Annotated in this window: 24 protein-coding genes; 8 read left to right on the forward strand and 16 right to left on the reverse strand. The window is 69.9% G+C overall.

The annotated features are described in order from the left end of the window. Positions 1–44: 44 nt before the first annotated feature. The 3 genes from IEZ11_RS43775 to IEZ11_RS43785 all read right to left on the reverse strand — a co-directional run bounded on the left by IEZ11_RS43775 (position 45) and on the right by IEZ11_RS43785 (position 3,034). Positions 45–1,268 carry a hypothetical protein gene (locus IEZ11_RS43775; protein WP_189268662.1) on the reverse strand — a complete coding sequence of 408 codons (1,224 nt, stop codon included), beginning with the start codon at positions 1,266–1,268 and terminating at the stop codon, positions 45–47. A gap of 53 nt (positions 1,269–1,321) precedes the next feature. After that, positions 1,322–2,098 carry a hypothetical protein gene (locus IEZ11_RS43780; protein ID WP_189268663.1) on the reverse strand — a complete coding sequence of 259 codons (777 nt, stop codon included), beginning with the start codon at positions 2,096–2,098 and terminating at the stop codon, positions 1,322–1,324. A gap of 108 nt (positions 2,099–2,206) precedes the next feature. Next, on the reverse strand, positions 2,207–3,034 hold the full coding sequence (locus IEZ11_RS43785) for a hypothetical protein (RefSeq protein WP_189268664.1): 828 nt from the start codon (positions 3,032–3,034) through the stop codon (positions 2,207–2,209). 217 nt (positions 3,035–3,251) lie between these two features. On the opposite strand from IEZ11_RS43785, the gene IEZ11_RS43790 reads away from it, so the two are divergent. After that, complete coding sequence (locus IEZ11_RS43790) at positions 3,252–4,190, forward strand: DUF4238 domain-containing protein (protein ID WP_189268665.1); 939 nt, start codon at positions 3,252–3,254, stop codon at positions 4,188–4,190. 174 nt (positions 4,191–4,364) lie between these two features. Here IEZ11_RS43790 and IEZ11_RS43795 read toward each other — a convergent pair whose 3' ends face one another. From IEZ11_RS43795 to IEZ11_RS43805, 3 genes are all read right to left on the reverse strand, one after another. After that, positions 4,365–4,910, reverse strand: coding sequence for a hypothetical protein (locus IEZ11_RS43795; RefSeq protein WP_189268666.1), 546 nt, complete (start codon positions 4,908–4,910; stop codon positions 4,365–4,367). 156 nt (positions 4,911–5,066) lie between these two features. Beyond that, positions 5,067–5,495 carry a hypothetical protein gene (locus IEZ11_RS43800; protein ID WP_189268667.1) on the reverse strand — a complete coding sequence of 143 codons (429 nt, stop codon included), beginning with the start codon at positions 5,493–5,495 and terminating at the stop codon, positions 5,067–5,069. Positions 5,496–5,593: 98 nt separating this feature from the next. Continuing rightward, complete coding sequence (locus IEZ11_RS43805; protein ID WP_189268668.1) at positions 5,594–6,958, reverse strand: hypothetical protein; 1,365 nt, start codon at positions 6,956–6,958, stop codon at positions 5,594–5,596. A gap of 502 nt (positions 6,959–7,460) precedes the next feature. Between IEZ11_RS43805 and IEZ11_RS43810 the strand changes: the two genes are divergently transcribed. The 3 genes from IEZ11_RS43810 to IEZ11_RS52120 all read left to right on the forward strand — a co-directional run bounded on the left by IEZ11_RS43810 (position 7,461) and on the right by IEZ11_RS52120 (position 9,886). Further along, positions 7,461–8,435 carry a hypothetical protein gene (locus tag IEZ11_RS43810; protein WP_189268669.1) on the forward strand — a complete coding sequence of 325 codons (975 nt, stop codon included), beginning with the start codon at positions 7,461–7,463 and terminating at the stop codon, positions 8,433–8,435. Positions 8,436–8,872: 437 nt separating this feature from the next. Then, positions 8,873–9,457 carry a hypothetical protein gene (locus IEZ11_RS51535; protein ID WP_229713735.1) on the forward strand — a complete coding sequence of 195 codons (585 nt, stop codon included), beginning with the start codon at positions 8,873–8,875 and terminating at the stop codon, positions 9,455–9,457. A 294-nt stretch (positions 9,458–9,751) separates the two neighbouring features. Then, on the forward strand, positions 9,752–9,886 hold the full coding sequence (locus IEZ11_RS52120) for a hypothetical protein (RefSeq protein ID WP_268239965.1): 135 nt from the start codon (positions 9,752–9,754) through the stop codon (positions 9,884–9,886). 109 nt (positions 9,887–9,995) lie between these two features. Here the strand turns inward: IEZ11_RS52120 and IEZ11_RS43820 are convergent, their stop codons facing one another. Then, positions 9,996–10,202, reverse strand: a complete 207-nt coding sequence (locus tag IEZ11_RS43820) for a hypothetical protein (protein WP_189268670.1) — start codon at positions 10,200–10,202, stop codon at positions 9,996–9,998. Between the two features lie 78 nt (positions 10,203–10,280). On the opposite strand from IEZ11_RS43820, the gene IEZ11_RS43825 reads away from it, so the two are divergent. Further along, positions 10,281–10,709, forward strand: coding sequence for a DUF4357 domain-containing protein (locus IEZ11_RS43825; RefSeq protein WP_189268671.1), 429 nt, complete (start codon positions 10,281–10,283; stop codon positions 10,707–10,709). 147 nt (positions 10,710–10,856) lie between these two features. After that, on the forward strand, positions 10,857–12,659 hold the full coding sequence (locus IEZ11_RS43830; protein WP_189268672.1) for a zeta toxin family protein: 1,803 nt from the start codon (positions 10,857–10,859) through the stop codon (positions 12,657–12,659). Here IEZ11_RS43830 and IEZ11_RS43835 read toward each other — a convergent pair. Continuing rightward, positions 12,626–12,901, reverse strand: a complete 276-nt coding sequence (locus IEZ11_RS43835; RefSeq protein ID WP_189268673.1) for a hypothetical protein — start codon at positions 12,899–12,901, stop codon at positions 12,626–12,628. The genes IEZ11_RS43830 and IEZ11_RS43835 overlap by 34 nt on opposite strands. Before the next feature lie 205 nt (positions 12,902–13,106). Here IEZ11_RS43835 and IEZ11_RS43840 point away from each other — a divergent pair, with 205 nt between their 5' ends. Further along, positions 13,107–15,791, forward strand: coding sequence for a tetratricopeptide repeat protein (locus IEZ11_RS43840; RefSeq protein WP_189268706.1), 2,685 nt, complete (start codon positions 13,107–13,109; stop codon positions 15,789–15,791). Positions 15,792–15,821: 30 nt separating this feature from the next. On the opposite strand, the gene IEZ11_RS52300 is transcribed toward IEZ11_RS43840, so the two are convergent. From IEZ11_RS52300 to IEZ11_RS43875, 7 genes are all read right to left on the reverse strand, one after another. Next, positions 15,822–15,944, reverse strand: coding sequence for a hypothetical protein (locus tag IEZ11_RS52300; RefSeq protein ID WP_308426591.1), 123 nt, complete (start codon positions 15,942–15,944; stop codon positions 15,822–15,824). Between the two features lie 299 nt (positions 15,945–16,243). Continuing rightward, positions 16,244–16,396 carry a hypothetical protein gene (locus tag IEZ11_RS43850; protein ID WP_189268674.1) on the reverse strand — a complete coding sequence of 51 codons (153 nt, stop codon included), beginning with the start codon at positions 16,394–16,396 and terminating at the stop codon, positions 16,244–16,246. Between the two features lie 46 nt (positions 16,397–16,442). Continuing rightward, positions 16,443–16,817 carry a PIN domain-containing protein gene (locus IEZ11_RS43855; RefSeq protein WP_189268675.1) on the reverse strand — a complete coding sequence of 125 codons (375 nt, stop codon included), beginning with the start codon at positions 16,815–16,817 and terminating at the stop codon, positions 16,443–16,445. After that, the gene (locus IEZ11_RS43860) at positions 16,814–17,068 is read right to left on the reverse strand and encodes a hypothetical protein (RefSeq protein ID WP_189268676.1); all 255 of its coding nucleotides are present in this window, start codon (positions 17,066–17,068) and stop codon (positions 16,814–16,816) included. Before IEZ11_RS43860 ends, IEZ11_RS43855 begins: the two co-directional genes overlap by 4 nt. Positions 17,069–17,421: 353 nt before the next feature. Beyond that, positions 17,422–18,231, reverse strand: coding sequence for a hypothetical protein (locus IEZ11_RS43865; RefSeq protein WP_189268677.1), 810 nt, complete (start codon positions 18,229–18,231; stop codon positions 17,422–17,424). Continuing rightward, a complete protein-coding gene (locus tag IEZ11_RS43870) occupies positions 18,218–18,790 on the reverse strand; it encodes an RNA polymerase sigma factor (RefSeq protein ID WP_189268678.1) in 573 nt (190 codons plus the stop codon). The genes IEZ11_RS43865 and IEZ11_RS43870 overlap by 14 nt, the downstream gene beginning before the upstream one ends. An 820-nt stretch (positions 18,791–19,610) precedes the next feature. Further along, the gene (locus IEZ11_RS43875) at positions 19,611–22,241 is read right to left on the reverse strand and encodes a hypothetical protein (protein ID WP_189268679.1); all 2,631 of its coding nucleotides are present in this window, start codon (positions 22,239–22,241) and stop codon (positions 19,611–19,613) included. A 792-nt stretch (positions 22,242–23,033) separates the two neighbouring features. On the opposite strand from IEZ11_RS43875, the gene IEZ11_RS43880 reads away from it, so the two are divergent. Then, positions 23,034–23,675: a hypothetical protein gene (locus IEZ11_RS43880; protein ID WP_189268680.1), complete on the forward strand. Its 642-nt coding sequence runs from the start codon at positions 23,034–23,036 to the stop codon at positions 23,673–23,675. Between the two features lie 44 nt (positions 23,676–23,719). On the opposite strand, the gene IEZ11_RS43885 is transcribed toward IEZ11_RS43880, so the two are convergent. Beyond that, positions 23,720–24,571: an NAD(P)/FAD-dependent oxidoreductase gene (locus IEZ11_RS43885; protein ID WP_373295054.1), complete on the reverse strand. Its 852-nt coding sequence runs from the start codon at positions 24,569–24,571 to the stop codon at positions 23,720–23,722.

The raw sequence follows: 24,571 nt of genomic DNA on the forward strand, positions 1-24,571 counted from the left end.
GGTGATCTGGTGTCCGGGGCTGTGACGGCAGTCCCGGACACGCTCTACTTCAGTTGGCCAGTCAGCGGACCGGTCCCTTCTCGGAGCTGACGCACCGCCAACCGCGGTACCCGGGCGCGGATGGCGACCTCGCTGTCGCTGCAGCCCCAGCTGATTGCCGCGGCGACCAGCTGGGTGCGCTCGGCACACCTCGTCTCCAGCTGCTTCTCCGCGTGCGGAACGGTGTCCTCTTCCAGAGCGGCGATGTCGGCGCCGACCACCGCCAGGCGGTCCCAGTCCCGGGAGCGCAGTTGCTCCCGGTACTGGTAGGCGGCCTCCTGCACGTTCAGCAGGCGCCAGCCGTGGCGTGCGGCGTTCTCCTCCTCGTTTTCGACCCACGCGTCCACCTGAGTGTCCGTGGAGGTGGAGGTGATCCTGCTGCCGGTCAGCCGGTCATGTTCACCGTCCCAGACCTCGAACTCCTTCAGCGGCCGCGGATCGCCGTTCATGAGGATCGTCCGGTACCAGGACCGCACCCCCAGGACCTGCAGCCCGATGCCGCTCCCGTCGCTGTACGGCTTCCCGAACTCCGACCTGATCTCCCCGTGCCAGTCCTCGTTGACGCCCAGGTACCGGGTCGGCCACTCGCATTCCTCAGCGAGCTTGTCCAACGGGCGGCACAGCATCTCGGGCTGGTAGACCTGCGGGAAGCGGGCCACGATCTCAAAGAAGTCGACCAGGTCGGCGTCGGTCTCGGACCCGGCGGCCTTCCGGCTGCGGGAGAAAAGACGCTTCATGTTGCGGCCGGCACGGGCGGATTGCGCAGACCAGTCGAGGTCGCCGCCGCCGTCGAACAGGCTGCCCAGCAGTTCCTGCGAGACCGGCGCTACTTCCTCCAGCAGGGCGTTGGCGGCCGCAGCATTCAGGTAGGGCCACTCCGGGATGCCGGAGTCGATCGTCCACGACAGTAACTCGGGGACCGGCTCGAACCACTGGTGGGGCCCGGTGGACTGGAAGAGGGCTCCCGGGTTCCACCGCGACCAGACCTGGTGCGGCACGTCGTTGATGGCCGTCCAGGCCTTGTTCCACGGCTCCAGGTGCGCCGTCGACTCGTGGAACTGCAGCTCACCGGTCCTGATGTTCAGCAGCACCCCCTGGTAGTGGCCGGGCTTTGGCCGGCCGGGGATCGGCTCCGCGGAGATCACATCCGTCACCGGCGTGATGGTGACGCGGGGTGCCGCATAGCGGGCCACCTCGATCTTCGGAACCGTTATGACCTGGTGGGTCATGCTTGTCTTCCTTTCCTGTGGACGGGCTGATGAGGGATGAGCTGGGCCGGCCTTCAGCCCTCGGTCCGGACCGAGCAGATGTCGACGCTCCTGACGCCGGCACGCAGGGCGGGATCCTGCTCGGCGTAGCCGCGGACCAGGACCTCGTCGCCGACCTTGAGCGCGCGGCCGAGCAGTTCCTCGGCCGCTGTGAAGCGGCGGGCGTCCACCCGGGCGTGTGCCGTCTCGCCGTCCCAGCTCTCCAGCAGCAGACGGACGTGGTTGCCGTACCGCCGTACCGCCGCGATCGTCACCGTGGCCTCGACGCGTTCGCCGGCCCGGATCCGTGACAGCGGCAGGAGAGTGGCACCAACGCTGTTGTGGCGCTCGACGAGCAGGCCGCCCGGCATCGGCACCGGCTGGCGCGGACCCGGCAGGATCTTGCCCGCCCGGTAGGCCTCGGCGAGGTGGTCGAGGTGCTCGGGCCGGTAGGCGTCCGGCAGGTAGATCAAGGCGCAGGTGAGGTCGAGCTTGCGGTAGAGGTGGCTCAGTTCGTCGTCCGCGTCCCACATGGCCTGCCACTGCGCGCGGGTCAGCTGGTCGGCGGTGGTGTGCCGCAGGGGCTCGCTGTCCTGCTTGACCTGGAGGTAGCGGCGGATCGTCGCTTCGACCTCGGTGCGGGTGAGGAAGGCGGCGGCGTTCTCGCGGATGTGGTGCTCGTCGTACCAGGCCGACAGGCGGTAGGTGGCGCTGGCGGGACGGCGCGTCCGCGCGAGGGCGAGGGGGGTCGCCTTGAGGGTCGGCCGCTCCGGTCGGCCGGCGTGCGGGGTCGTGGTGGTTGTGGTGGTCATCGTGATCGCCTCGCAGGAGCCGTGGGGCCGCCCCGGCCGGGCGGCCGGGGCGGGTTGGTTCGTGCTCGGAAGTGCTGACGGATCTGGCGGGGTTCGTCCCGGACGGCGTCAGTCGGTCGTCCACTGGAGGTCGCAGACCGCCTGGGGGTCGCTGGCGCACAGGCTCACCAGGGCGGCGGCGGACAGCCCGCGGCGCTGGGCTCCCTCCCAGACCAGCCGGGGCGAGAGGGCCCCGAGGAGGATCTGCAGGGTGTCCGCGCAGAACAGGGCCATGACGCCGGCGTCGACGGCGTGGCTGGCGCCTGCCTTCCTGGCGGCCGCGAGGGCCTTCTCGTACGGGCTGTCACCGGCCTTGGCGGCCTTGGTGGTGGCCCGGGCCGGCTTGTCGGCGGGCTCGCTGGGGGCCGCCTCCAGGTCAAACCAGCGGTACAGGCCGCCGCGCGACGCGCGGAAGACGTCCTCGCGGGGCGTTTCGTCCGGCACCCAGTCGGTGTCGGCGGACGGGGAGCGCAGCGCGGTGTCCGGGATGCCGTAGACGGGGACGGCGCCGATGTGCGACTCGTAGCGGCCGGAGTCGCGGATGGCTTCAAGCTCTTCCGGGGTCTGGGAGGGCAGTTCGCTGTGACGGCCGCGCGGGCCGCCGTTGACGATGCGCTTGTCCGGGCTGACGAGGTGCCAGGCCGATGCGGCGGCGGCGAAGGGCGTGACGAAGGCGCTGATGTCGAGGTTCCCGGCGGCGTCGCGGAAGACCGCGACCCTGCGCTGGCGGGTGGCCTCGGGCCCGTCGCCGAAGTGCATCTCCAGGAGGCTGAGCGCCCAGCCCTCCAGGCGCGTGACCAGGCCGCAGCGGGGACCGCTGTAGACGAAGATCAGGTCCCCGGGGGCGAGAGGGGTGGAAGGAGTGGACTGTTCGGTGCTGACCGGCTTGGTGGTCATGCGATCCCCTTGACGGAGGCGAGTTGAGTTGGCGCGAACCAAGTTGCCGCTTGGATTCTAAAATCAATAATACTCTCTATCGGGTGGGGGTCAACCCCTTTCCCCCGGCTGGCGTCGGCGGCCTTCGACCGCCTCGCAAATGGGCAGGCGGCGGCACCAGGCACTCTGGGACCATTGGGTCGTGGTTGCACAACTGCCGCCTGCGGGACGCGATGACATGACCCGCATCGCCGAACTCGCCTCCGAGTCCGACGCGCCGATCAAACGGCAGCACCTCATCTCCCAGGTGCTGCTCGCCCAGTTCGCCACGCCCATCCGGCACACCGCCGGCCTCCACGTCCGGCCGTACGACCTGCGAAATCCGCAGCGCGTGCCCAAGGCCCGCACGCCGCGCGGGGTCGGCTGGATCGAGGACTTCGTCCCCTACGCCTCCGCATCCATCGAACAGGTGTGGAAACAGGTCGAACAGCACCTGCCCGAGGCCTTTGCCTCGGTCGCCGCGGGCACCGCCCTGGACGAACCGGAAACAGTCGCCCTGCTGCAGGATGCGATCGCCCTGCACTGGGTGCGCTCGCAGCACTACCGCGACCTGCACAAGGTCATCTTCCGCGCCTTCTACGAGGAACGCTTGCGCCGGTTCCTCGACGAGGACCAGGTCCTGCTGCAGCAGGCCGTGTGGGAGAGGACCGGCCTGATCGTCACCGGCCGCGAGGGCCTGGCGCTGCACGCCGAACGCGTCCTGCAGCCCATGGCCGACGCATACGAGAGCGGCGCGCTGTTCCGCGTCCGCATCGAGGCCGCGTTCGCGAAGGCCCGCAGCCTCTTGGCCAACCATGCCGTGCAGATCCTGCGGCCCCGACAGGGCGAGTTCCTCATCGGCGACAACCCGGCCCTGACCGTGCGCCGCGACGGACCGAGGCTCTCGTACAACATGGCCATCGGCGACGCGCACTCGGTCGTCCTGCCGATCGGCCCCGGGTACGTGCTGTCCACCGGCCCGCAGCCGGAGTATCTGCAGGCCTCCCCCGCCGAGGTCGACGAGCTGAACACGCTGCAGATCTGCGCCGCGCGCCGGTACGTCTACACCCGCCCGAACAGCAACCTGCGGTCCTTCATCACCCGCCGGAGTCGCGAACACCGCCTGCCGAACGAGTAGCTCGTCAGTACGCAGCGAGGCGTCCGCGCCACCGGGCAGTGCCGGCGGCAGGCGGTCCAAGGGGTCAAAGCGGACACGGTTCAAGGCCGTGGCCATCAGGCGCAGGCACCCGTGGTGCAGCGGTGACGGCGCCGCCGGGAAGAGGAGACCTTGACCCCAACGGCGGCAGCCACCTCACCGTTGAGTGAGGCGTGCGACATCGCACCGGCAGGCACCCCCGTGGGCGATCGCATGGAGCTCCTGGACGGTCCAGCCGCAGGTCCTCTCGGGCGCCCCGGTGCCGCTGTAGGGCTCGAAGGCACCGCCGCTGGGGCCGCTGCAGGGCCCCGAGAGGGCATCGAACCCCCATCCGGTGATGTGGATCTCGTTCCGGCGTGACCCGGTCCGGGTGGTGATGGTCCCGATCTGGAGCATCCGCAGCTTGCCGGCCTGCCGAGCGCGTTCGGCCTCGTCGTGCGCGGCCCGCTGCTGGGACGCTTCGGTGCGCCGCTCCTTCTCGGACTTCAGGTCGGCGCGGCGTTGTTCCTCGGCACGTTGGGCGGCGGCGGAGCCGCGGCAGGTCGCGTACGAATGGCCGGTGACCGTGTGCCCGGAGGTGCTGGTGCACCAGGAACAGGCCTCCGGGGGCTTGGGCTTGAGCGCGATCAGCGATTCGGTGAGGTAGTAGCTGACTCCGACATAGACGACGACGCCGAGCAGCATCCACAGGTACCAGGTCATGGCTCCTCCTGTCGGCCTCCGAGGGGAGGCGGGTGAGGTGGTGCGGAGCAAGTTGCCGCCTACTCCTTGAAATCAATTCAACGCTGCATGGGAGGGTGTGACTACGGTCGAAGCGGTGCCCGACGCCCCTCCCGATGGCGTCGGGCACCGCATTGGTCAGGCGCGTGTGGGTGCGATGTAGTGCCGGACGGCGACCATGAGACAGCCGGCCGCAGCAAATCCCGTCAGGACTCCGCCGATCCGTATGCCGGCAGCACCGACGCCGGTCAGGTGCATGGCGTCGGTCAGTGCGAGGGATCCGGTGTAGGAACCGGCCCACAGGGCCATACAGCCCAGAAGCAGCAGGATCACGCGGGCGTCGAGCGGCAGCCACTCCGGCCCCTTGGAGGGGCCGGTGCGCGTGCTGACGTGAGCGATGTGGGCGGCGAGGGCCTGGTCGCGGGTGCCTGCCGGATGGGGCGGCATCCGGCCGCAGGAGCAGTCCGCCCGGAACCGGGCGTCGCCGCCCGCGGCGGCGGATGCGTCTTCGCTGATGACGATCCTCGGCAGGTGCAGGCCGTCGTCGATGGCGAACCGGTCAAGCACGGGATCCTCCTTGTCGGTTGCGGGTGTCGGACTCGCTGTCTGCGTAGGCCGTCACGGGGGTTCGTGCGGGCAACTGGGGTCTTGCCGACGCTCCCTTGTCAGCGGGTCTTTTCCGGAGGCAGGGCCAGGTCCAGATACTTGGTGAGGCTGGCGTGGTCGAGGTTGCCGTCCATCGACAGGGAGCGCAGCAGCGCGTCGGCAACGGCGTCGCGAGGGATGTCGAGGCGGTTCTGGGCCTCGCGGACGATGTCACCGAGGGTGTATTGGCCGTAGTCCGGGTGATGGCGGATGAGCCAGTCCAGGGTCTTGGCGACGGGGGTGGTCAGGGCGTAATGGTGCGTGCGGTCGTCGCCTTCGTCGGTGTCCCAGCCGTGCTGTTCGGCCAGTTCGTCGAGGACGGCGTGACGGACGGTGACGGCCAGGTGCTCGGTGGGGATGATGTCGTCCAGGCGCGTGGCCACGTGCAGGGCGAGGTCGTTCGAGATCTCCCGGACGTCCGGCTCGTTGCGGTGGCGCAGCACCCAGCGCTTGCGGGTCTGCGGGCGTCCCCACAGCAGGCTCTGGAACGCGGCAGTGAGGCGTTCACGCAAGTCACTCACGCCGGCGGGGAGCGCCTCGGGGTCGGGCCCGGCCACGGCGGAGGCGACGTTCTCCCGGCTGCGCTGGGTGACCCAGTCCTGGGCGACCGGGCGGGACCAGGCGCTGCGTCCGCTGAGCGTGGCCTGGGGCAGGGGGACATTGCCTTCGCCGCGGGAGGCGTACGAGCGCAGGGTGGAGGCGGCGATGCCGGCCAGGCCCGCGAACTCGGTGACGCCCAGCAGCTGGTCGGCGGCGAGTTCGGGCGCGGAGACCTGGAGCACGCACTGGTCGAGGGGGAAGTCGTCACCGTGGTCGGCGCGGTGCTTCGCCCACAGGGCGAGGTGGTCGGTCCACCGTCCGGAGAGGGAGGCGTCCGGGTCGAAGGGGACGACCTTCAGCAGGCGTCCGGCGTCCGGGTCGGCGGTGCCGTCCAGAAGCTGGTCGGCGGTGACGGCGCGCGCCGCCGGGACGGGTGTGCGGACGAAGTCCTCGTCGGCCGCGTCCCAGACCTGGCCGGGCCGGTACCAGGTGGCGCCGTCCCACCAGTAGCCGCCGGCCCGGAACAGGAGCGGGCCGCCGTGCCATTCGGCGTGCAGTTCGCTCGCGTCCTCGTCGCGCACGAGCACCACCGTCCGGCCGTGGTCGGGGTGGTAGCGCACGCACCAGGCGAACTCGCTGCGCAGGGGGTCGGTGGTGAAGGCGCGCCAGCCGCCGGCGGAGCGTTCGAGGTCGTAGCGGCCCCACATGCCGCCGCCGCGGTTGCGGCCGACTGCTTCGAGCTCGCGGGGGTCTTCGAGGGGGATGTGGGAGTCGTCGACGAACGGCAGGTCGGGGACGGGGTGGTCGGTTCGCAGGCCGTTGGCCAAGGGGCGCAGCGTGTACACGAGGTGTGTTGTGTCCTTTCCCGCTGTAGCGCTGTAGATATCTACAGCGTACCGCTTCGGAATCTACAGCTAACCCAAGTCGGTCTGATTGGCGAGAAGTTGTCACATCACCCCCGACACTGCGGCACGAGCACGAACGGCACACAGCGGCACCGCGCTGCTGGTTCCGGCAGGCCGCCCCTCCCCGCTTCCTGCCTTGGGACACTGCTTCCCTGGCCGGAAATACGCAGCCCGCCTCTGTCCATCCGGGCCCTGGTCGGCGGCCTGGGCCTTCGGCCCTCATTCCCGTGCCCGCGCCCGGATCCTTGCCGAACGCGACCTGTCCGTTCCCAGCGACGCACGCCCATCCAACACCTCAAGCCCCGGCGGTTCGGAGCGCGATGCCACGTTGCGCCATCTGGGTGAATGCTGCTCCCCCGAATGAGTGGCGACGCCGAACGGCCACCGGGCAGCAGGTGCAGGGTGTGGGCGAAGAGCCCGCGCAGAGAGACGGACCCAGCTGATGACCCTGTTCGGAGTCGAGGAAGTTCTCCCCCGCGGCAACGAGGCGGAACTGGCCGGGCCCCGGCTGCGCGAGCAGGTGGACCAGGCAGCCGACGCGCTGTCCGCGACCGTCGGTGAAGACCCACAGGCCCTCCGGGGCCGTCTCCTCAAGCTGGTGAACCTCCCCCGCCTGTCCGACACCGACGACCACGACCTACGGGAAGTACTTCGGGAACTCCGTGTGTGCGAGCAGGAGGGCAAGGCCGCTTATCGCGCCCGCCTACAACGCGTCACCCGAGTGGACCGGCCAGCTGGTATCGCCCAGCTCCCGCGGCCCCGATCGGTCAAGCCGGCCAGCAGCGCGGGTGCCTGCGGACTGTGCGCGGACGGATACGACGTCGGTGACCTGATCGGACGGATGCCGTCACCGGACGAGCTCCCCTATGTCCCGATGGGCTGGCTGTGCTGGCACTGTCTCGTGCAGCGACGCCGGCAGCCGCGCCGCCGCGACGTGCTGCTGCGCTTCTTCCACGCCCTCTTCGCCGGTGACGGCGTCGGTCTCAACGGGATCGAGTGCGGCCTGCTGCTGGAATGGCTGACCGCAGATCCCGCCCTGTCGAACAGCAAGCCGTGGAAGGCGGATCCGCTGGAGAACACCGTCGTGCGGCTGCGCACCAGCGCCGCCGACGGAAAACCGACGACCTGGCTCAGCACTCAGACCGTGCACACCATTGTCGCGGTGCTACGAGAGGTTCCCGCGTCCCCGGCCACCACGGTGCAGGACGAGGAGGCGCTCGCCGCCCTGGTCCAGCACCTTGCCGAATGGGAGACCAACCCCGCGGCCGTACCGGCCTCGCGGTACGGAACGGGCTGGTGCTTCCGACGGCAGGTCCTCGCGCTCACCGAACACCCCACCGTGCTCTCCCAGCTCGGCGGCCCGTTCTTCCTCTACCAGTGCAAGACCACCCAGACGGGACAGCTCGTCGAACCGTAGCCTCGATCGGGCTCGCTGCTCCGCTGAGGACGACGGAGATCGCTGACCTCCACGGTCGCGTTCCTATTCTCGGCCCCGGCGTCACGGCGGGCAGCGCTACGGGAGGTCCGAAGCATCCTCCTCCAGCTCAATGGCGCAGCCGACGTCACAGAGGAACGCCGACTGATCAAAAAACTGACGGTAGCTGCCAGCGCAGCCGGGAGCTCGCTCTCGGGTAGCGAACGGCGCAAGGCCAAGGTCTGGATCGACAAGCAGCTGCCGCAGCCACCGGGAACTTGAGCCCTAGGTGTGCCATCTCATGACCTGGGTGCCGCGGGGAGTTGAGGACGCGGACATACAGCAGCCCCGTCAGGATGCCTGCGGCACGTTCTACCCGGTAGGTGGCCTTTCGTGCAAACTGGGCGCTCTGCCCGGTCACTGCCCGGCACACTGCCCTCATGCCTTCCACCAGGACCACCGTGAAGCCCTACCCGTCCGGTACCAAGTGGACGATCATCGGCCGATATGGGCACACCCAGACCGAGGAACTCGTTCTCTACGCCGAGCCGAACTACTCGTCCCTCACCGACGACTACCTGCCCGAAGAGATCAGCGCGCACGAGCTGTGGCGGCTGTGGGTGGACAAGGTGTGGAACAAGGCTCACGAGCAGTGGCCCCAGCTGTATCGGCCGGGTGAGGTCACCATCCTGTGGACCGTCACCACCCCCTCCTTCGACGGCATCTTTGAAGCGGCGCCGCACGTCCGGTCCCTGCCGGAGGATCCCGAGATGGTCAAGACGCTCGGCCCCTACGAGCCCGAGGACTTCCTCACGCACTACAAGACGCCCGTCAACGCCGAGACTGGGGAGCCGGTCAACTGGGTTCGGCTACCGGTCATGGACCGCGGGTGGAACGCCACGGCGGGCGACAAGGGAGGCTTCATTCAGGAGGTGACGGGCTGGAAGCCGTCTCCGCTGCAGCCGGCGATGGACGTGCTGCAGATCGGCCGGGCGGCCGGCCTGTACGTTCCGGATCTGCCCTGACCGCGCCGTTTGGTGCGAACCGCACTCGGGTGGACACTGCCGCCGGGCATGTTCCACGACCCACGACACGCGGAGAACTGATGGCCCGTCCGAGTAACGGAACTCCCGTCCTTCCCGGCTTCCTGAAATCTCACGCCCACGGACACAGCCTCCGCGTCTGGTGTCGCTGGTGCTGCGCCTGGCACAGCCACGGCTACGACGGCACTCCTGTCGGCGAGACACGAGACAACGCACCGCGCCGCGCACTGCTACGCACCCGACAGTGAGTACAACGACACTGACTACTGGATCCGTGTGACCGGTACCCCGTTCTCCACCGCTCGGACGGCGATCCGTACGGCGACCGCCGCGAAGCAGCGGGCGATCCGGGCCCGCCGGATCAGCGACGCCGTGCAACAACTCCGCGACCAGGCGCCGCCCGCCACGTAGGTGTGCCGTCGCGCGAGGTTTGTCAGAACGCCCTGATCAGCGGTGTCAGGCGTCAGCGGGACGGCTCGCTGGAGTAGGCCGAAGGACCGCGCCGTTTCCGCTGCTCGCGTCAGCCGACGGCCTCTCCGGTGTCGGCGAGCCGGATCGTGCCCGTGGAGGTGATGATGGCGGGGCCGGTCGGAGCCATGGCGCCCTCGGCTGCAACGAATACGTGCAGGGTTCCGCCAGGGAGGTCGGCACGGTAGTCGGCGACGTCGGTCTGGCCGGCGTGGCGTCTGAAACAGCTGTCTCCTGAATCACTGAGCACTGAAGGCAAACTAAGTCTCCTGGATAGCATATGGTCGAAGTCAGTCGAGTGGTTCGGGTGGTCGGACCTACTGCCCCGGGAGGCCGCATGCCTACGCTCAGCATCAACTTCGATCCAGCCGTCATCGCTCATTTGACGAGCGCGAGCGGTGATGACACCGTCCACGTCACGCTCACCCTCGGCGCTGCGAACCCGTCAGCCTCACCAGCAGGCAGGCCTGTGGTCCCGCATGGCCCGCTTGCTGATCTCATGAAGGCGCAGCTGCTGAAGGCGGGCACTGTGCTGAGGTTCTATCAGCGCCGGGCCAATCGATCCGGGCGGGCTGTGGTGACACCCGACGGTCAGTTGGTGGTCGACGGACATTCCGCCCCGTTCCCCTCACCGTCCAAAGCGGCCGAGGCCGTGACCGGCAACGTGATCAACGGATGGACGCTGTGGCATGTGGAGGACGACGGCCGTCCTGGGCCTACGCTCGACGCTCTGCGCCGCGAGCTTGAGTCACGCAACGTGCAGTAGCCGCAGGCCCTTGGGCGAGGGACGAAGGGCTGCTCTCGCCTGGTTCGTGAACGCATCCCGAAGATGTAGGAATTCAAGCCGACCGTGTGCTGGATAGCGGGGCCGCCCAGGTGGCCGACGGGTGGCAGGAAGGGCACCGGTTTAGTCATGCTGTCCGAGCAGGAAAGCTTCGATGCGCTGCACCAGCTGATCCTCCCGGCTGCGACTCGAAGCGCCGTCGCACAGGCCCGGCCCGTCGTGGTCGTCGTCGCCGGGCAGCCTGGCGCGGGGAAGACGGGGATCGCCGACCTCGTCCAGGCGGTACTGGACCGACGCGGTGGCGCAGTACGGGTCCGCCGCGACCTGTACAAGCCGCTCCACCGTCACTACGCCGACGTTTTGCCGGCCGACGTCCGTACGGCCGGAGCCTTGGTACGCCCGGACACCGCGCGGTGGCAGGCCGCCGTCGAAGCCCACGTCCGCGAGATGGGTTTCGACGCCGTGGTGGAGTCGGCGCTCGCCGATCCGGATGACTTCCGCGCCTCCTCCCGCGCCTACCGGGCGGTCGGCCACCGGATCGAGGTGGTGGTGCTGGCCGTCCCTCAGGCGCTGAGCCAGCTCGGCATCGTGGACCGCTTCCTCGCCGAGGCCGCTGCCGGCGGCGGCCGGTACGTGTCGTGGGAGAACCACGACACGTGCGCGACGGGCCTGCTCTCCACGCTGGCCGTCATCGAGACCGAGCAGCTCGCCGACCGTGTCACCGTCGTACGGCGCGACGGCTCCGTTCTCTACTCCAACGAACGCGCCTCCGACGGTAGCTGGCGGCATCGGCCAGCTGCGGAGCGGGTGGTGATGGCGGAGCGGGCGCGGCCGTGGACCGCGCCCGAGACCGCCCTCTTCCGCCGCGCTCTCGCCCGCACCGACCGGCGGGTGCATGCCGAACTGGCGGGTGAGGACCGGCGCCTGGCGGTGCAGCGCGATAGCGAGCGTGCGGCCGCCTGGTCCGAGCCGGTCCGTCGCATCGCCCAGCCCGTCGCGGTGCCGCCCGGGGTCGCTTACCACCGGCTGTCGTCATCTGAGCACCGGTGGATCTTCGACGAACTGATCACGCCGACGGTCCTGGCGAACGTTACGCCCCGGGACGATCCGCGCGCCGTATACGTGATCGGCCAGCCCGGGGCGGGCAAGCTGCTGGCCGCCAGGATGGTCCGGCGTGTGATGCGGTCCGGTACGACCAGGCTGGTCGGTGACGACTTCAAGGCCGCGCATCCGGACTACCGGCAGATGCTCCGTCAGGATCCCCGGGGTGCCGGCGCGGCCATCCGAGCCGACTACAAAGCGTGGTTCGCTCAGGCGGAAGAGTACGTGCGAACGCGGCGCGGCGACCTGCTCATCGAGTCCGCCCCGGGCGGCGCGGACGATGTCCTCGACAGCGCCCTTGCCTGCTCCCGGTTCGGCTACCAGGTGGAGTTGGTGGTGCTGGCCGTGCGGGAAGCGGACAGCCGCCTGGCCACCGCCCTGCGCTACGCCCGGGCCATGCAAGCTGGCATCACCGGACGGTTCACCACCCGCGCCGGGCACGACCGTTGTTACCGGGCCGTCGCCGACCTGACGGCGGCCGCCGAAACCCATCCGGCCATCACTGCGGTGACGGTGATCCGCCGCGACGGCCACGCCCTGCTGCGTCAGGAGCAGCCCGCCGCACCCGGCCGGGTCTCATGGGCGCTGGCCGCCGAACGGCAGCGCCCCTACACCGAGCAGGAAGCCGCCCACTTCATCCAGCTCTACCAAGGACTGCGCATGGCCCTGCCTCAGCACCGCGACGAACTGGACGGCATCGTCGCCCTGGCCCGCCCCCTGATGCCCGCCGGGTTCCAGCGGCTGCGGATCGCCGCGCACCGCCCGGATATGCGGCTGCTGCCCCTGCCGCGGACGGTCTACGACTCCAGCTCCCTCAGCCGCGCCGCATAGAGCGCAGCAAGGCGGTCCTCCTCCGCCGCGTCGGCGTTCTCCAGACGCTGCAGGTCCTGGTAGGCGGCCGTACGGCCCGCCGTCAGCTGCGCGAGGCGCTCCTCATCGGGCAGCGGGGCCCGCCGCTCGGCAGCGATCTGCTCGGTGTACCAGTGCACTACCTCGCGCACGATGTCGGCCGCATGCTGATCCTCGCCCCCGCCCAGGCCGGAGAAATCGGGCTGATCCGGTGTACCGGGCATGGAAAACCCCTCATTGTTCTGATCTTGATCGGATGGGTCATTGTCCTCCCGTCCCGTCTGCCCGGTTCGGTGCCGCCGCGGCGCTGCGGGCCGCGGGTAGGCCTGAATCCGTCGCCCGGCCGGGCCGTGGCAGCGAGGCGGGCTCCCCAAATCCGTTAGGGCGGGCATAGGTTGACCTGCGAGTGATCATCTTTCGGGGGTGGATGTGGCAGGCCAGGATCGGGACCTGAGGGCGCTGTTCAGCACGAACGACCGCAGCGTGCAGGCCGCAGAGGCGTTCACGAACCGGTCCGCGCAGTGGGAGGCGGTCGCAGCTGCGCTCACCCAGCACCTCCTCCACGTCGGTGCCCCCGGTTTCGACCCCGAGGACCTTGAGGAGCCCCGGAGTCACGTGCTCGTCTTCCACGGCGTCGGCGGCATCGGCAAGACCACCCTGTCCAGGACGCTGGAGGCGGCGCTCGCCGACGTCGGCCGCCGCCCCTCCCAGTGGGGCGCGCCGGGCTGGCCGGCCGACCGGATCCTGCCCGTGCGCATCGACCTCGCCCGCTCGGCCGGCACCGACTTCGAGCAGATCGTGCTGACGATCCGGGCCGCGCTCACCAGGATCGGGCGCCCGCTGCCCGCGTTCGATCTGGCGCTGCGCCGGTACTGGGAGGTCAACCACCCCGGCGAGCCGCTGGAGGAGTACCTGCGCCGCGGCGGGCTCGGCTTCAGGTTCGGGCAGGCGCTGCCGCAGCAGATGCAGTCCGCGCTCGCCGACGTCGCCCAGGCGCTCATGCTGCCCGGCACCGTCGGCTCGGTCGTCGGCCAGGTCACCGGCGCCCTCATCGGCGCGCTGCGCGAACACCGCCGGACCGTGCGGGCCCTGGCGGGCTGCGCCCGGCTGGCGGACCTGCTGGAGGCCGAACCCGACCTGGACGCCCTGTCCTTCTACCCGCACCTGCTGGCGTGGGAGCTCGCCCGGATCCCCGAGGGCAAGAGGGTCGTGCCGGTGATCCTGCTCGACACGTTCGAGGACATCGGCGACCGCACCCGCCGTGATCTGGAGCGGCTGATCCAGCGGACGGTGTGGCTGCTGCCGAACGCCTTCTGGGTGATCACCGGGCGCTCCCGCCTGCAGTGGGCCGATCCGGCCCTGCAGGGCCAGCTCGACTACACCGGGCCCGCCGCCTGGCCCGGACTCGTCCACACGACCGTACCCGCGGCCCGCACCCCCACCGGCGCCGACGCGTCACGGCAGGTGCTGATCGGCGACTTCTCCCCCGAGGACTGCGACGACTACCTCGCCCGGCGCCTCACCCGCGACGGCCGGCCCCTCATCGGCGAAGCGGTCCGGCAGGTCATCACCGCGCGCTCGCACGGCCTGCCCCTGTACCTCGATCTGTCCGTCGCCCGGTTCCTGGACCTGCGCCGCGGCGGCCGCACCCCGCAGCCGGGCGACTTCGACCACGACTTCCCCGCTCTGATCTCCCGCACGCTGTCCGACCTCACCGCCGACGAACGGCACACCCTGCGCTCGGTCAGCCTGCTGGACGCCTTCGACGTCCCCCTCGCCACGCGCGCCGCCGGCCTCGCCCACGAAGCACCCGCCCAACGGCTGACCGAGCGGCCCTTCATCCGCGAAAACCCCTTCGGCCTGTGGCCCTTCCACCTCCACGGCCTGATCCGGTCCGCCGTCCGCAACGCCGACGACACCACCGACGACCGCTGGACCGAACACGACTGGCAGCAGGCCGCCCAGCGGGCCTTCACCGCCCTGGGCGAACAGCACCAGGCCGCTTCCGGCCCGGACCGGCTGCTGCTGGTGGCCTGCCTGCGCCAGGGCCTACGCCTGGCCCGCGACCACCGCCTGGACCTCGGCTGGCTCACCGAAGCGGCCTGGGCTTACGTCGGCGACTCCGTGTGGGAACCCCTCGCCCCGCCCGACACCGACCACACGGGCCTGGACACGGCCGCCGACGCCCTGGTCGAACTCCTCAGCGCGCTCGCCCGCCGCCAGCACCAGCACCGCTCCCACACCGTCGCCCGCCTCACCACCGTCATCGACAGCCGTCTGCTCCCGGACGACCTGCAGCACATGGCCCTGTACTACCGGGCCAAAGCCCACCGCGACCTCGGGGACAGCCCGGCCTCCCGCACGGGCATGCAGGCTGTCGCCGACGGCCAGGGCCGCCTCGCCCCCGCCGCCCGCCGCGGACTCGCCCACCTCGCCCGGATGGCCGGCGACTTCCCCACCGCGCTAGCCACCGCCCGCACCCTGGGCTGGGAAGGCCGCCACCACCGCGTCGAAGGCGACATCTGGTGGCCCCACGGGAACATGGACCGCGCCGCCGCCGCGTACGCCGCCGCACGCGACGAAGCCGAACAGCACGGCGTCACCGGTGAACGCGGCAACAGCCAGGCCCACCGCGCCTTCGCCCTGGCCTTCACCAACCCGGCCGTCGCCGACGACGAACTCGCCCTCGCCGAACAGCTCCTGGCCGGCGTGGACCTGCGCGCCACCACCCTCATCACCCATATCGCGGCGCTCGCCCGTGACGCCGGCCGCACCGACGCCGACGTCGACGACCACGCCCAGGTACTGCGCGCCGAGATCCGCACGGCGGGCGTGACCTACCTCGAACTCGCCCTGGACCTCGCCCTCGCCTTCCACCACGCCGTCCGCGGCGACCAGGACCAGGCGGCCACGACGATCACCCGGCTGCGCGAGAACACCCGCGGCGGCGACTTCGCCTACTACAGCGACATCGCCGCCTTCATGGCCGGCGCGGCTCCCGCTCATCCGTCTGGCACGCGGTGGATCGATGGCGAGCCAGCCGTCCGGCAGCGATGGCGCACTCTGGTCACCGCCCGTCACGAACTCCTTCGCATTGGCCCGACGTCAGCGTGAACGCCCTGGGACAGCTGCCCGGACAGTGAGTCAGGGCTTGCAGGTGCGCAGGAGGACGGCGATCTGTTCGGCGGTGCAGCGCGGTCTGTTCCGTTCGCGTGCCAGCGCTGAGAACTGTTCGCGGGTGGGGTCGACCGGGATGTTCGACGCCACGAGGTACATGATGGCCACCGCGCACGCGACGGTGAGGTTGGGGCGCTCCAGCCACCGTCAGCGCCCCAGGGTGTGTGCAGCAGCGCCGCGGCGTGCGCGTAGGGGCGGTCGAAGAACTCGCCGCCGTGACGGGCGACGGCCGCGAGCGGAACGCCGTAGTCGTCCATGCCCGGATCGCGGTGGCTGGCCCGTTCGGCGACTTCCCGGATCCAGGACTCGTCGACGCGCACGGTCACTCCGCGGCTCCTGGGTGGACGTGGCCGGCCGGGTCGTCGAATTGGCGCTCCAGGTCCGCAGGCTCAGACGGCGTCCGGGTGGATGCCCTGCGCGCGGGCGAGAGCGACCAGGACCCGTTCGATCGAGTCCAGACGCTCCACGACCGGTCGTTCCCCCGGTGCGGCGACAGCATCGGTCAGGGACTCAGCGATGGTGACCATGGCATCCTCGGTCACGCGCGAGTCCCTCCAGATCACGAGGTGGACCGGCTGTCAGGCCAGGTCAGGCTGGGTTCAGCGGCGTGATGCCGGTGCCCGCGTACAGTTCGGGGTTCAGCGACAGCACCGTGAGCGGGTCCCCCGCCTTCACGGCCTGCCAGGCGATCGCCGCAGCGTGCGCCACCGGCCAGTCGACGTGTCCCCACTCCAGGGCGTCCACCGCATGCGCCGCGGTGAACGGCACGTTGTCCGCGAACCGCAAGGACGCCGCATGCTTGCCCGCCCCGGCAATCTGCCGCTCCGCAGCTAGTACCGACAGGGACGGGATGATCACTCGGCCGGTGCCGCGCGAGGCCTCGATGTAGAGGCCGGTGAAGAAAGGGTCGGCGCGGAACAGTGCGGCCAGAGCGGTGTGGTCCAGTACAGCCGTCAGGTTCATGCGGCGGCGTCGCCCTGATGAGCGCGGATCCTCGCCCAGGCGTCCTGGCCGGCCTGCTGGACCTGGTCGGTGTACTCGATCCCGAGCTCCCGGGCCGCCTCGACAGCCCGCTGCTCCCGCTCGGCTGCCGTGAGCTCGCGGGCGGCGAGTTCCTCCAGCAACTCCGTGATGCTGGTGCCGCGCTCGTCAGCGAGAACGCGCAGCCGGTCGCGTACTTCCTCGCTGGTCTTGATGCTGGTCGGCTTGCTCATGCGGCCGATTCTACCGCCGGTAGAACCGAGGGGACAGGCGTTGTGCCGGAACTCGCGGAGACAGGCGCCGGTCCCCGTGGAGATGTGACTTCTTAGCCGGTCAGGTGAACCCGTACCCGACCGGCCGGCATAGCCCCATCGGGGCCGCTACGAAGGTCACAACCCTGTTCGTGACCTTCGAAACGGAGACCCGACGTGCGTCTCGCCCGCACCCGACGCACCCGCGCTGTTCGCGCCCCTCGCTCTGATCGCCACCACCGCCGCCGCCCACGCTGCCCCGGCATCCGCGCGCCGGCCGTGGCGCCCGGGACGGTCACGATTCCGGCACCGACCGCCTGGTTTCGGGAGCGGATCTATGTCGGCGTCGGCTTCAGGTGTGATTCCAGCTGTGCCAGCAGAGTCAGGGCAGCGAGCTCTTCATCGAAAGCCATGTCCCCTGCTGAGGCTGCAGCTCTGCTTTGCTCCAACGCGGCTTCCACCAGGGCAATGAGGGCAGATGCGGCGCTGACCTTCCGGTCGGGCTCCCAGAACAGGACGGGGACATCTCCCGCCAGCTGCAGCGCCTCACGGATCTCAGCGAGATCGTAGGGGCAAATTCCCGGACTGCCGCGCAGGGCCAGAACATACGGCATGCCGCACCCGTCGAGATAGTCCAGCGCGTCGTGGCAGTCCACCAGGCGCCGCGGATCGGCCAGCACTACGGCCCCTACCGCGCCCTTCCTGAGAACGTCCCACACTGGCGGAGCAACGGAGTCGGGCGGGGCGATGTTGTACAAGTGGAGGGACTCCGACAGCGTGATCCGGCCGAAGAACGCGTTGATCGCCAACTGCTGCTCCGATACCACGAATTCCGTCGGTGCACTGAATTCGCAGACCTTTTTGATGAACTCGGCAGATCCTGCCCGCTCTCCCACGATGAGGATCTTGCCGGTCGTCGGACTCTCATAGCTGCGCGCGCCTGTCTCGACCTCGGCCACATCGTGATCATCCGGGTCGTCCTCCGCCATCCAGGCCATCAACCGGTCCAGGCCCTCCTGGTCGTAGCCCGGCTTTGACGGAGCGACGCGATCAAGCTGGCGGAGGAGCTCCTCCACAGTGATCATGTCGTACGCCACCCCCTCGGAAGGGCAAAGCTGGTCATGGGGCCTGTCAGCGCTGCTCACTGGGCACCTCCTCCTGGAGCGACTCCCACCAATCGGATGGAAAAAGGATCTCTGTCCCGAACTTTTCGAGGAGCACTTTGCGTGCCCCGTGCAGGTGGACTCGTACCGTGCCCGTGGTCATGCCAAGATGCGCGGCGATCTCGCGGACCGTCCAGTCGCCCTGCCACCGCAGCAGCGCAACACGCCGCCGCGTGGGCGGTAATGCGGCTATGGCATCCCAGCACCGCTCCAGCAGCACATTTGCTGCGGCGGTCCGCGATGTATCAAATTCCGAAGGAGAATCCGGGATATCCGGAAGCGGAGCTCGGCGCCCCGCAGAACGCCATTTCTCGAATACCTTGAGCTTGGCAAACCGGAACAGCCAAGCCCGCTGGGCCTGCCGGTCCAGAGACCTGAGCCTCCCCCAACGGATCGCCGCCCCCTCGAACGCCTCCTGAGCGACATCGGAGGCGGTATGGGAACTGCCCAGCAGCCGGCCCGCGTATTCCGTCAGTTCACGGCCGACCTCCAAGTACAACGAGGCGACCTCCGCCTGGTGCGTCGGTGGGATACGGCTCACCCGGACTCCTCGCTCCCGGAAACGGCCGAGGTGCCGCTCCCCACACTGATCCACATGGCAGGCCCGCCCGAACCACCGCCCTGGACTACCTGCGTTCCGGCCGGCGCGCGCGTCGTGACGTCGACGAGGGTCCTGCGCCGAGCCAGCTCCACCAACAGCCTCAGCACTCTGCCTAACAGCAGGACAGCGCCCACGGCGGGCCAGGTGGGACCATCCAGCCCCAGCTCCGTCCACATCTCCCAGTTACCCTCTCTGCCTCTGCCCTGAAAACGCGTACACCTATACATGTGTCGAGAGGGCAAGAACGTTTAGTCGATCGACGCAATGTCATTCGAAGCAACTCAGAGCGGAGCGCAGCCGCCCCCTCTCAGAGACACCAGGTGTCGTACGAAGCGCCGCACTGGCTCGGGGCACCGCCATGTCCTACCAGCGCGGAGACGAGCAGCCACGGTGGCGGGGCAGCGGGGCGACGTCCCAGCCGTCCGGGCCGCGCGTTCCTTCCGGGCCCGGCGCGGGGCGGCGGCCTCGGCTGCCGCGGCCTGGCGACGGCGCTGGGCACGGGCCTGTTTGATCACGGCCGGCCCGTCGTCTGCGCGGTCTCGGTCTCGGGGAAGGCGTGGCGGCTGGGCTCCCGCATCGCGGCGATCTGGAACCCGGTGACCGTGGCGGTGAGCCGAGCGGCTCCCGTCCATCGCGCCGCACCACGTGCGTCCGGGACCGCTTCGGCTTCCTTCTGGGTGCTGCCGACGTTCTTCGTCGCCGCCTCCTGGGGCCGCGGCTAGGGTCTGGCGCGCGAGGTCGACCCCGCTCAGCTCACTGGTCACGCGATCACCGCCCCGGACTGGACGCCGTTGAGGGGCCGGGCCGCGAGCCCGGCCAGCCGGGCCGACCACGGCGCAGGCACGGCCGTCGCGGTGCGATCTGTCCTCCGCGCGCGTAGCTGCTCCAGCCGCGTGGCCAGCAGGTACTCGGCAGTGCGCTCCCGCGCGGCGTCCGCGGCCTTCGTCGCGGCGGCGATGGCGTCCGCACCATTCGGGTTGTGCCGGAACCAGCGACGTTTCTGCTCGGTCTTGTACGCCCGGCGGGCTTCCGCGTCGGCCTCCGGAGTGTTGCCCAGCTGGCCGAGGGCGCTGCTGCGGTACTCCGGCAGGGCCTGCTGCACGGCCTGGAGGGCGTTGAAGGCGAGCACGGACGCCGCCGCGACCGGGTCCGCCTCCAGTTCGCCTGGTTCCATCAGCTCCAGGAACTGCTGGAGGGCGACCTCGATGCCGGCGTCCAGCGTGGCGCGGACATGAGTGGCCACCGCAGCGACGTCGCCCTGGTCGGTCGGGTCGGCTGCCCAGGTCGCCACGACCAGCTCGGCCTCCGTGATCGCTGCCTCGGTCCGGCGCCGGTATCCGCACGCCTCGCAGAGTCCCGCCGACCGCTGCTGACCGCAGCCCACACACGACAGTGCCTGCCGGACCGCGTCGGCCGCCGCCTCCTCCTGGCGTTCGAGTTCCGCCCGCTCCCGGGCAGCCGCACGGGCCGTCTCCCGCCGGGCCTGCTCCGCGCGGGCCTGCTCACGCCGCCACACGAAGTCCTCCGCCTCCGCCGCAGCGTGCTCGCGCATCCGGTCCTCGACGACCTGGCGGCGTTCCGCCACACCGAGCCCGGGCAGTTCCCGGTCGACGCCGGCCGCGACTCGCGCCCGGCGAGCGCGGCGGATGTGGATCACGTTGCCGCAGTTCTCGCAGTCGCCGCCGGTGTCCAGCCGGATCCCGTCGTCGCAGCGCCCGTCCGAGCAGGCCTGCCGCTGCACCAGGCCCCGCCGGGTGATCCAGCCGAAGGGACTGGTCACTCGGGCCTCGCCGCCGACCTCTTCCAGCCGGTCGGTGAGCCGGTCGGCCAGCAACCGTGGCGCGCCCTCCGAATACATCAGCAGGTTCTTCAGCCGCTTCAGCTCTGCCTCCACGGCCGCCACGACCCGGTCCTGCTGCCAGTTGCTGAGCCCCGCCCACAGCCATGAGACCGGCCCCAGAGCCACCCGCACACCAAGATCATCAGGGAGGTCCACCCTCCCCTGCTGCCGCGTCTTTCCACGTCCCACGGCCTCGGGTCGGTCACCGGCCTGGATCCGGGCAGGACGCTGCCCACTCTGCTCATCGACCGCGGACTCACCAGGCTTTTCCCCGCGAAGCGGGCCAACCTCCGCTACCGGCAACACCGACTCGGCAGGAGCATCCTCGCCGTCCACGACCTGGTTCTCTCGCGCACACACGCGCTCCGGCCGACGGTCTTCACCCCCACCGCCTTCGCCGGGAAAACCACCAGAGACCTGCGGATAAGAGCCGTGAGTAACCCCAGAAGCGTGGTCTGCGTGGAGCTCTGCATCATCGGGACGCTCCGGATTTCCAGCCCCTTGGGCCGCCTTCGCACCACAAACCCCAGATGCGCCAAGGGCATCGGCACCCTGGCCGGGAGCATGATCTCCGACTGCACCATCGGGACGCTGCGAAAAGCCAGCCTCGGGGGCTTGGGAATCCTCAACAGGGACCAGGACCCGGCCGTACGCACGGGCGATCGGCAGCAGCATGACCCGCCCACGGCCGTTCATCCGCGTCACCGTCGCCTTGCGCTCCCGGGCGACGACACCGGCCGCCGTCAGCCGGGCCAGGACCTTCCGCGCCCCCGACGGCGAGCACCCCAGCAGCCGGGACAGCGTCGCCGCCCCGCGCCCCTCCTTCTTCCGCACCGAGCCACCGCACAACTGCAGCCAGCCCGACGCCCGCGTGCTCAACACCATCAGCAGCAGCCCGAGCCGGTCGGTCGCCGCCCCCTTGCCCGTACGACCGGCCAGCAGCCCGGCCGGGACCGGCTCCCGGTCCTTCGGCGTCCAGCCCGGCCCGAACAACGCCTCGATCAGGCGCAGCAGTACCGCCAGCTCCGCCTTCGACAACGCCAGCGGATCCGTGCTCCCACCCCTCTTACGGGCCCTCCACAGCGGCATGATCAGGCAGTCAAGCCCGGTCGGGTGCCCCTTCGCGTCCGTCACCACCCTCGTGTGCAGCCCGTCCGAACCGCGCAACGGAGGCAGCACCTTGTGGTGGACCGTGGACTCCGTAACACCCAGCCACCTGCCGAGCTCCGCACCCCAGATCGACGACTGGTTGTCGTCCTCACGACCGCGAGGCGCCCGCGACTTCGCGTACAGCACCACCGCCGCAAGTTTCGGCGCGTCCTTGAGCCCAGCGATCGACGGGTCCGCCAGCAGCGCCAGAACCGCGGCCCGCAGCCGCAGGCGCATGCTCCGCCCCAGCCTCAGCGCGTCGTCCAGGCCCCCGCTCCCCGGTTGCCCCTCGCCCGACAGCAACCGCAGACCATCCCGCCGCGGGGGAAGCACCGGAGCGTCGACCACGGAACCGTCGATGAACGCCGTCGGCATAGTGGCCGGCGCTGCAACGGCGCTCACGTTGACACCCCGAAGAGGCGAGTACAGGGCGTCGCGCTGGTCCGCTCACGTGGCGGAGTGGGCGCTTGCTTGGGAAAGTGTGACCGGGAAGACGGCGCAAAATGCGCCAATCGGGCATGGATGGGCTGACAAAGAGCAGCAGCATGCTGCAACATAGGTCGTGCCTTCCTGGATGGATCTGGAGGCATGAAAAAGGCGCCTTTGGCGCTGGTTCTGGGCAGAACCGAGTTCGACCCGACCGGACAGCTGCTAACTGCCTGGTCGACTCCTTCGGGAGGGCCTGCTAAGCCCGCCCGGTGGCAGATGGGACGCCATCAGCCGGGGTGACTGTGAATCACCTGGGTGGCCGGGCGTCCCGGCGGCTAAAAGGCCCGCCTCGCGGGCGCCGCCCATCGCAACTACTCCATCTCGCCCCCTTGTGGGGCAGAGGTGCGCCCGCAGCCGGATCGGCGCGGGAAGGTAAAGAAGGCGCCTGACCGGAGCGACGTACGATCCGTCGCTGCCACGGCGGGTGCCTTGGTGTGTGCCTGTCGGAGGGTACGGGTACCCTTCATCACGTCGAGACCTTCCCTGGATAGGTCTGCGGCCGTGCCCCGGAGTGCAGCCTCGCGGGGCTTAACCATGTCCATATGGATCTTATTCAGGGACACGCTACCCCTCAGAGATCCCGCAACGACACCCCGGTACCTCTCGTGTCGCCCACAGACAAAGGACTCCTGACGGGGCGCCAGCCCCCCCTCGCTCACCAGCCCTGCTCCACGCATGGCCCAACGCCCGGGCATGATGAGCGGTATGCATGCGACGCAGAAGCCCAGGCCGGCCGATCCCCTCGACGTGGAGACCTTCGCTCGTCCTGAGCAGCAGCGCCGCTACATCGCGGCCATGGATCGCCTCGCCGCCGACCGGCGCCCCGCTACGCCGCTCCGTGTCTACATCAGTGCTAGCCCCAAGACGGTCAACGACTCCAACTGGGAGCGATGGCTCGCGCGCATCACCGAGGACCTGCCCGTTGGCGTGGATCTCCTTCACTACCGGTCGGCGTTTGGGGAATCCGCGTACGACTGGGACACGCTCGCAGATCAACTCGACGGCCTCGTCGTCATCGGACGCCCCAAACGACTCGGCAGTCGCGTTCACGTCCTCGGCCCGGTTGCCCGTCTCGAACTCCGATCGTTGGTCGCGAAGAAGCCTGTCTTGCTCTTCACACACAACCTCGGCCTCATCCCGGTCGTCGACTGCATGAGCCAGGTCATGTCCCCGGCTGATGCACCGCGGCTCAAGCTGATTGCGCCCAAGCGGTGGAACCGTGACTCGCGCACGCTCCACGCCGCCCTGGACGCTCTTCGGCCAACCGGTCCCGCTATGCAGGAACCTGAACCGCGCCGAACTGCGCAGGGTCACCTGCTGGCTCCGTTCGCCGCAGGCACGAGCTGACCGCCGCCGGCGAGGGCACCGTGGTACCGAGCGCCGCCGGAGGGTCATCGAATCCCACCTCCGCCCGAAAGAGAGATGTCGTAGTAGTAGGCGAGCACAGCTTCGGCGCCCGAACCGTGTGCGGTAGCGATGCGCTGATAACGCGCGGACCGGAGGTCGCCGGCGATCCGGATGCGCCGGTGTTGCCTGTCGGGCGGGCAGTAGCCGTCGTCGCCGGACACCAGACCGGTCACAGCTGCCGGCTTGTTGCCGAGGTTGTTGAGCACCGACGTGGCGGCGTAGATGGTCTTGGTCCCATCGTGTTCTTCCACCTCGATCGTCCAGCCGCCGCCGTACGTGGGCTTGGTAATTGCGGCGTGTGAGATCGGCACGAGCCGTACGCGGCCGTCGGCCTCGATTTCGGTCGCCTTGTATGCGTCGGACGGTGGGCACAGTACGTGCAGCGTTGTCCTGACATTCGGGTGAGAGCGTAGCCAGGTTCCGAGCGGACGATCAGCGCCGAGGACGTATGTACGCGCGGTGAGGTCCTGCGGCGCGGCGCGCCAGAGCGGTGGAGCGGAGAGCTCGGCGGTAGCGGTGATCCACGTTGCGTCGGGCGGCACCAGGTCGCTCACGCCCGTGGCGACCACGATGAGCTTCGAGGTGAGCACACGTCCGTCGGCGAGGGTGAGTTCGGCCCGGTGGTCATGCCCGCCCACCTTCGCGGCGAGGCCCTGGACGACCGTGCATCGTCCGGCTTTCTCCAGGCGGTCAAGGTCCGAGGCCAGGGCCTCGGCGAGCTGGGGTCCGGTCGACCAGCTGCCCGGGACGTTCTCCAGGGCGCCTATTCGGTGTAGTTTGCCGCCCACCGGGCCAGCCTCGATGACCATGGTCCGCAAGTTGAGGCTCGCCGCCAT

Source organism: Streptomyces fuscichromogenes, assembly GCF_014645815.1.
Classification (GTDB): Bacteria; Actinomycetota; Actinomycetes; order Streptomycetales; family Streptomycetaceae; genus Streptomyces; species Streptomyces fuscichromogenes.

Excerpts from the sequence above, each read along its gene's own strand:
- IEZ11_RS43795 (WP_189268666.1), bottom strand. The coding sequence starts at position 4,910 with ATGACCTGGTACCTGTGGATGCTGCTCGGCGTCGTCGTCTATGTCGGA.
- IEZ11_RS43810 (WP_189268669.1), top strand. The coding sequence starts at position 7,461 with ATGACCCTGTTCGGAGTCGAGGAAGTTCTCCCCCGCGGCAACGAGGCG.
- IEZ11_RS43855 (WP_189268675.1), bottom strand. The coding sequence starts at position 16,817 with ATGAACCTGACGGCTGTACTGGACCACACCGCTCTGGCCGCACTGTTC.
- IEZ11_RS43780 (WP_189268663.1), bottom strand. The coding sequence starts at position 2,098 with ATGACCACCACAACCACCACGACCCCGCACGCCGGCCGACCGGAGCGG.
- IEZ11_RS43835 (WP_189268673.1), bottom strand. The coding sequence starts at position 12,901 with ATGCCCGGTACACCGGATCAGCCCGATTTCTCCGGCCTGGGCGGGGGC.
- IEZ11_RS43830 (WP_189268672.1), top strand. The coding sequence starts at position 10,857 with ATGCTGTCCGAGCAGGAAAGCTTCGATGCGCTGCACCAGCTGATCCTC.
- IEZ11_RS43860 (WP_189268676.1), bottom strand. The coding sequence starts at position 17,068 with ATGAGCAAGCCGACCAGCATCAAGACCAGCGAGGAAGTACGCGACCGG.
- IEZ11_RS51535 (WP_229713735.1), top strand. The coding sequence starts at position 8,873 with ATGCCTTCCACCAGGACCACCGTGAAGCCCTACCCGTCCGGTACCAAG.
- IEZ11_RS43825 (WP_189268671.1), top strand. The coding sequence starts at position 10,281 with ATGCCTACGCTCAGCATCAACTTCGATCCAGCCGTCATCGCTCATTTG.
- IEZ11_RS43785 (WP_189268664.1), bottom strand. The coding sequence starts at position 3,034 with ATGACCACCAAGCCGGTCAGCACCGAACAGTCCACTCCTTCCACCCCT.
- IEZ11_RS43885 (WP_373295054.1), bottom strand. The coding sequence starts at position 24,571 with ATGGCGGCGAGCCTCAACTTGCGGACCATGGTCATCGAGGCTGGCCCG.
- IEZ11_RS43790 (WP_189268665.1), top strand. The coding sequence starts at position 3,252 with ATGACCCGCATCGCCGAACTCGCCTCCGAGTCCGACGCGCCGATCAAA.
- IEZ11_RS43775 (WP_189268662.1), bottom strand. The coding sequence starts at position 1,268 with ATGACCCACCAGGTCATAACGGTTCCGAAGATCGAGGTGGCCCGCTAT.
- IEZ11_RS43880 (WP_189268680.1), top strand. The coding sequence starts at position 23,034 with ATGCATGCGACGCAGAAGCCCAGGCCGGCCGATCCCCTCGACGTGGAG.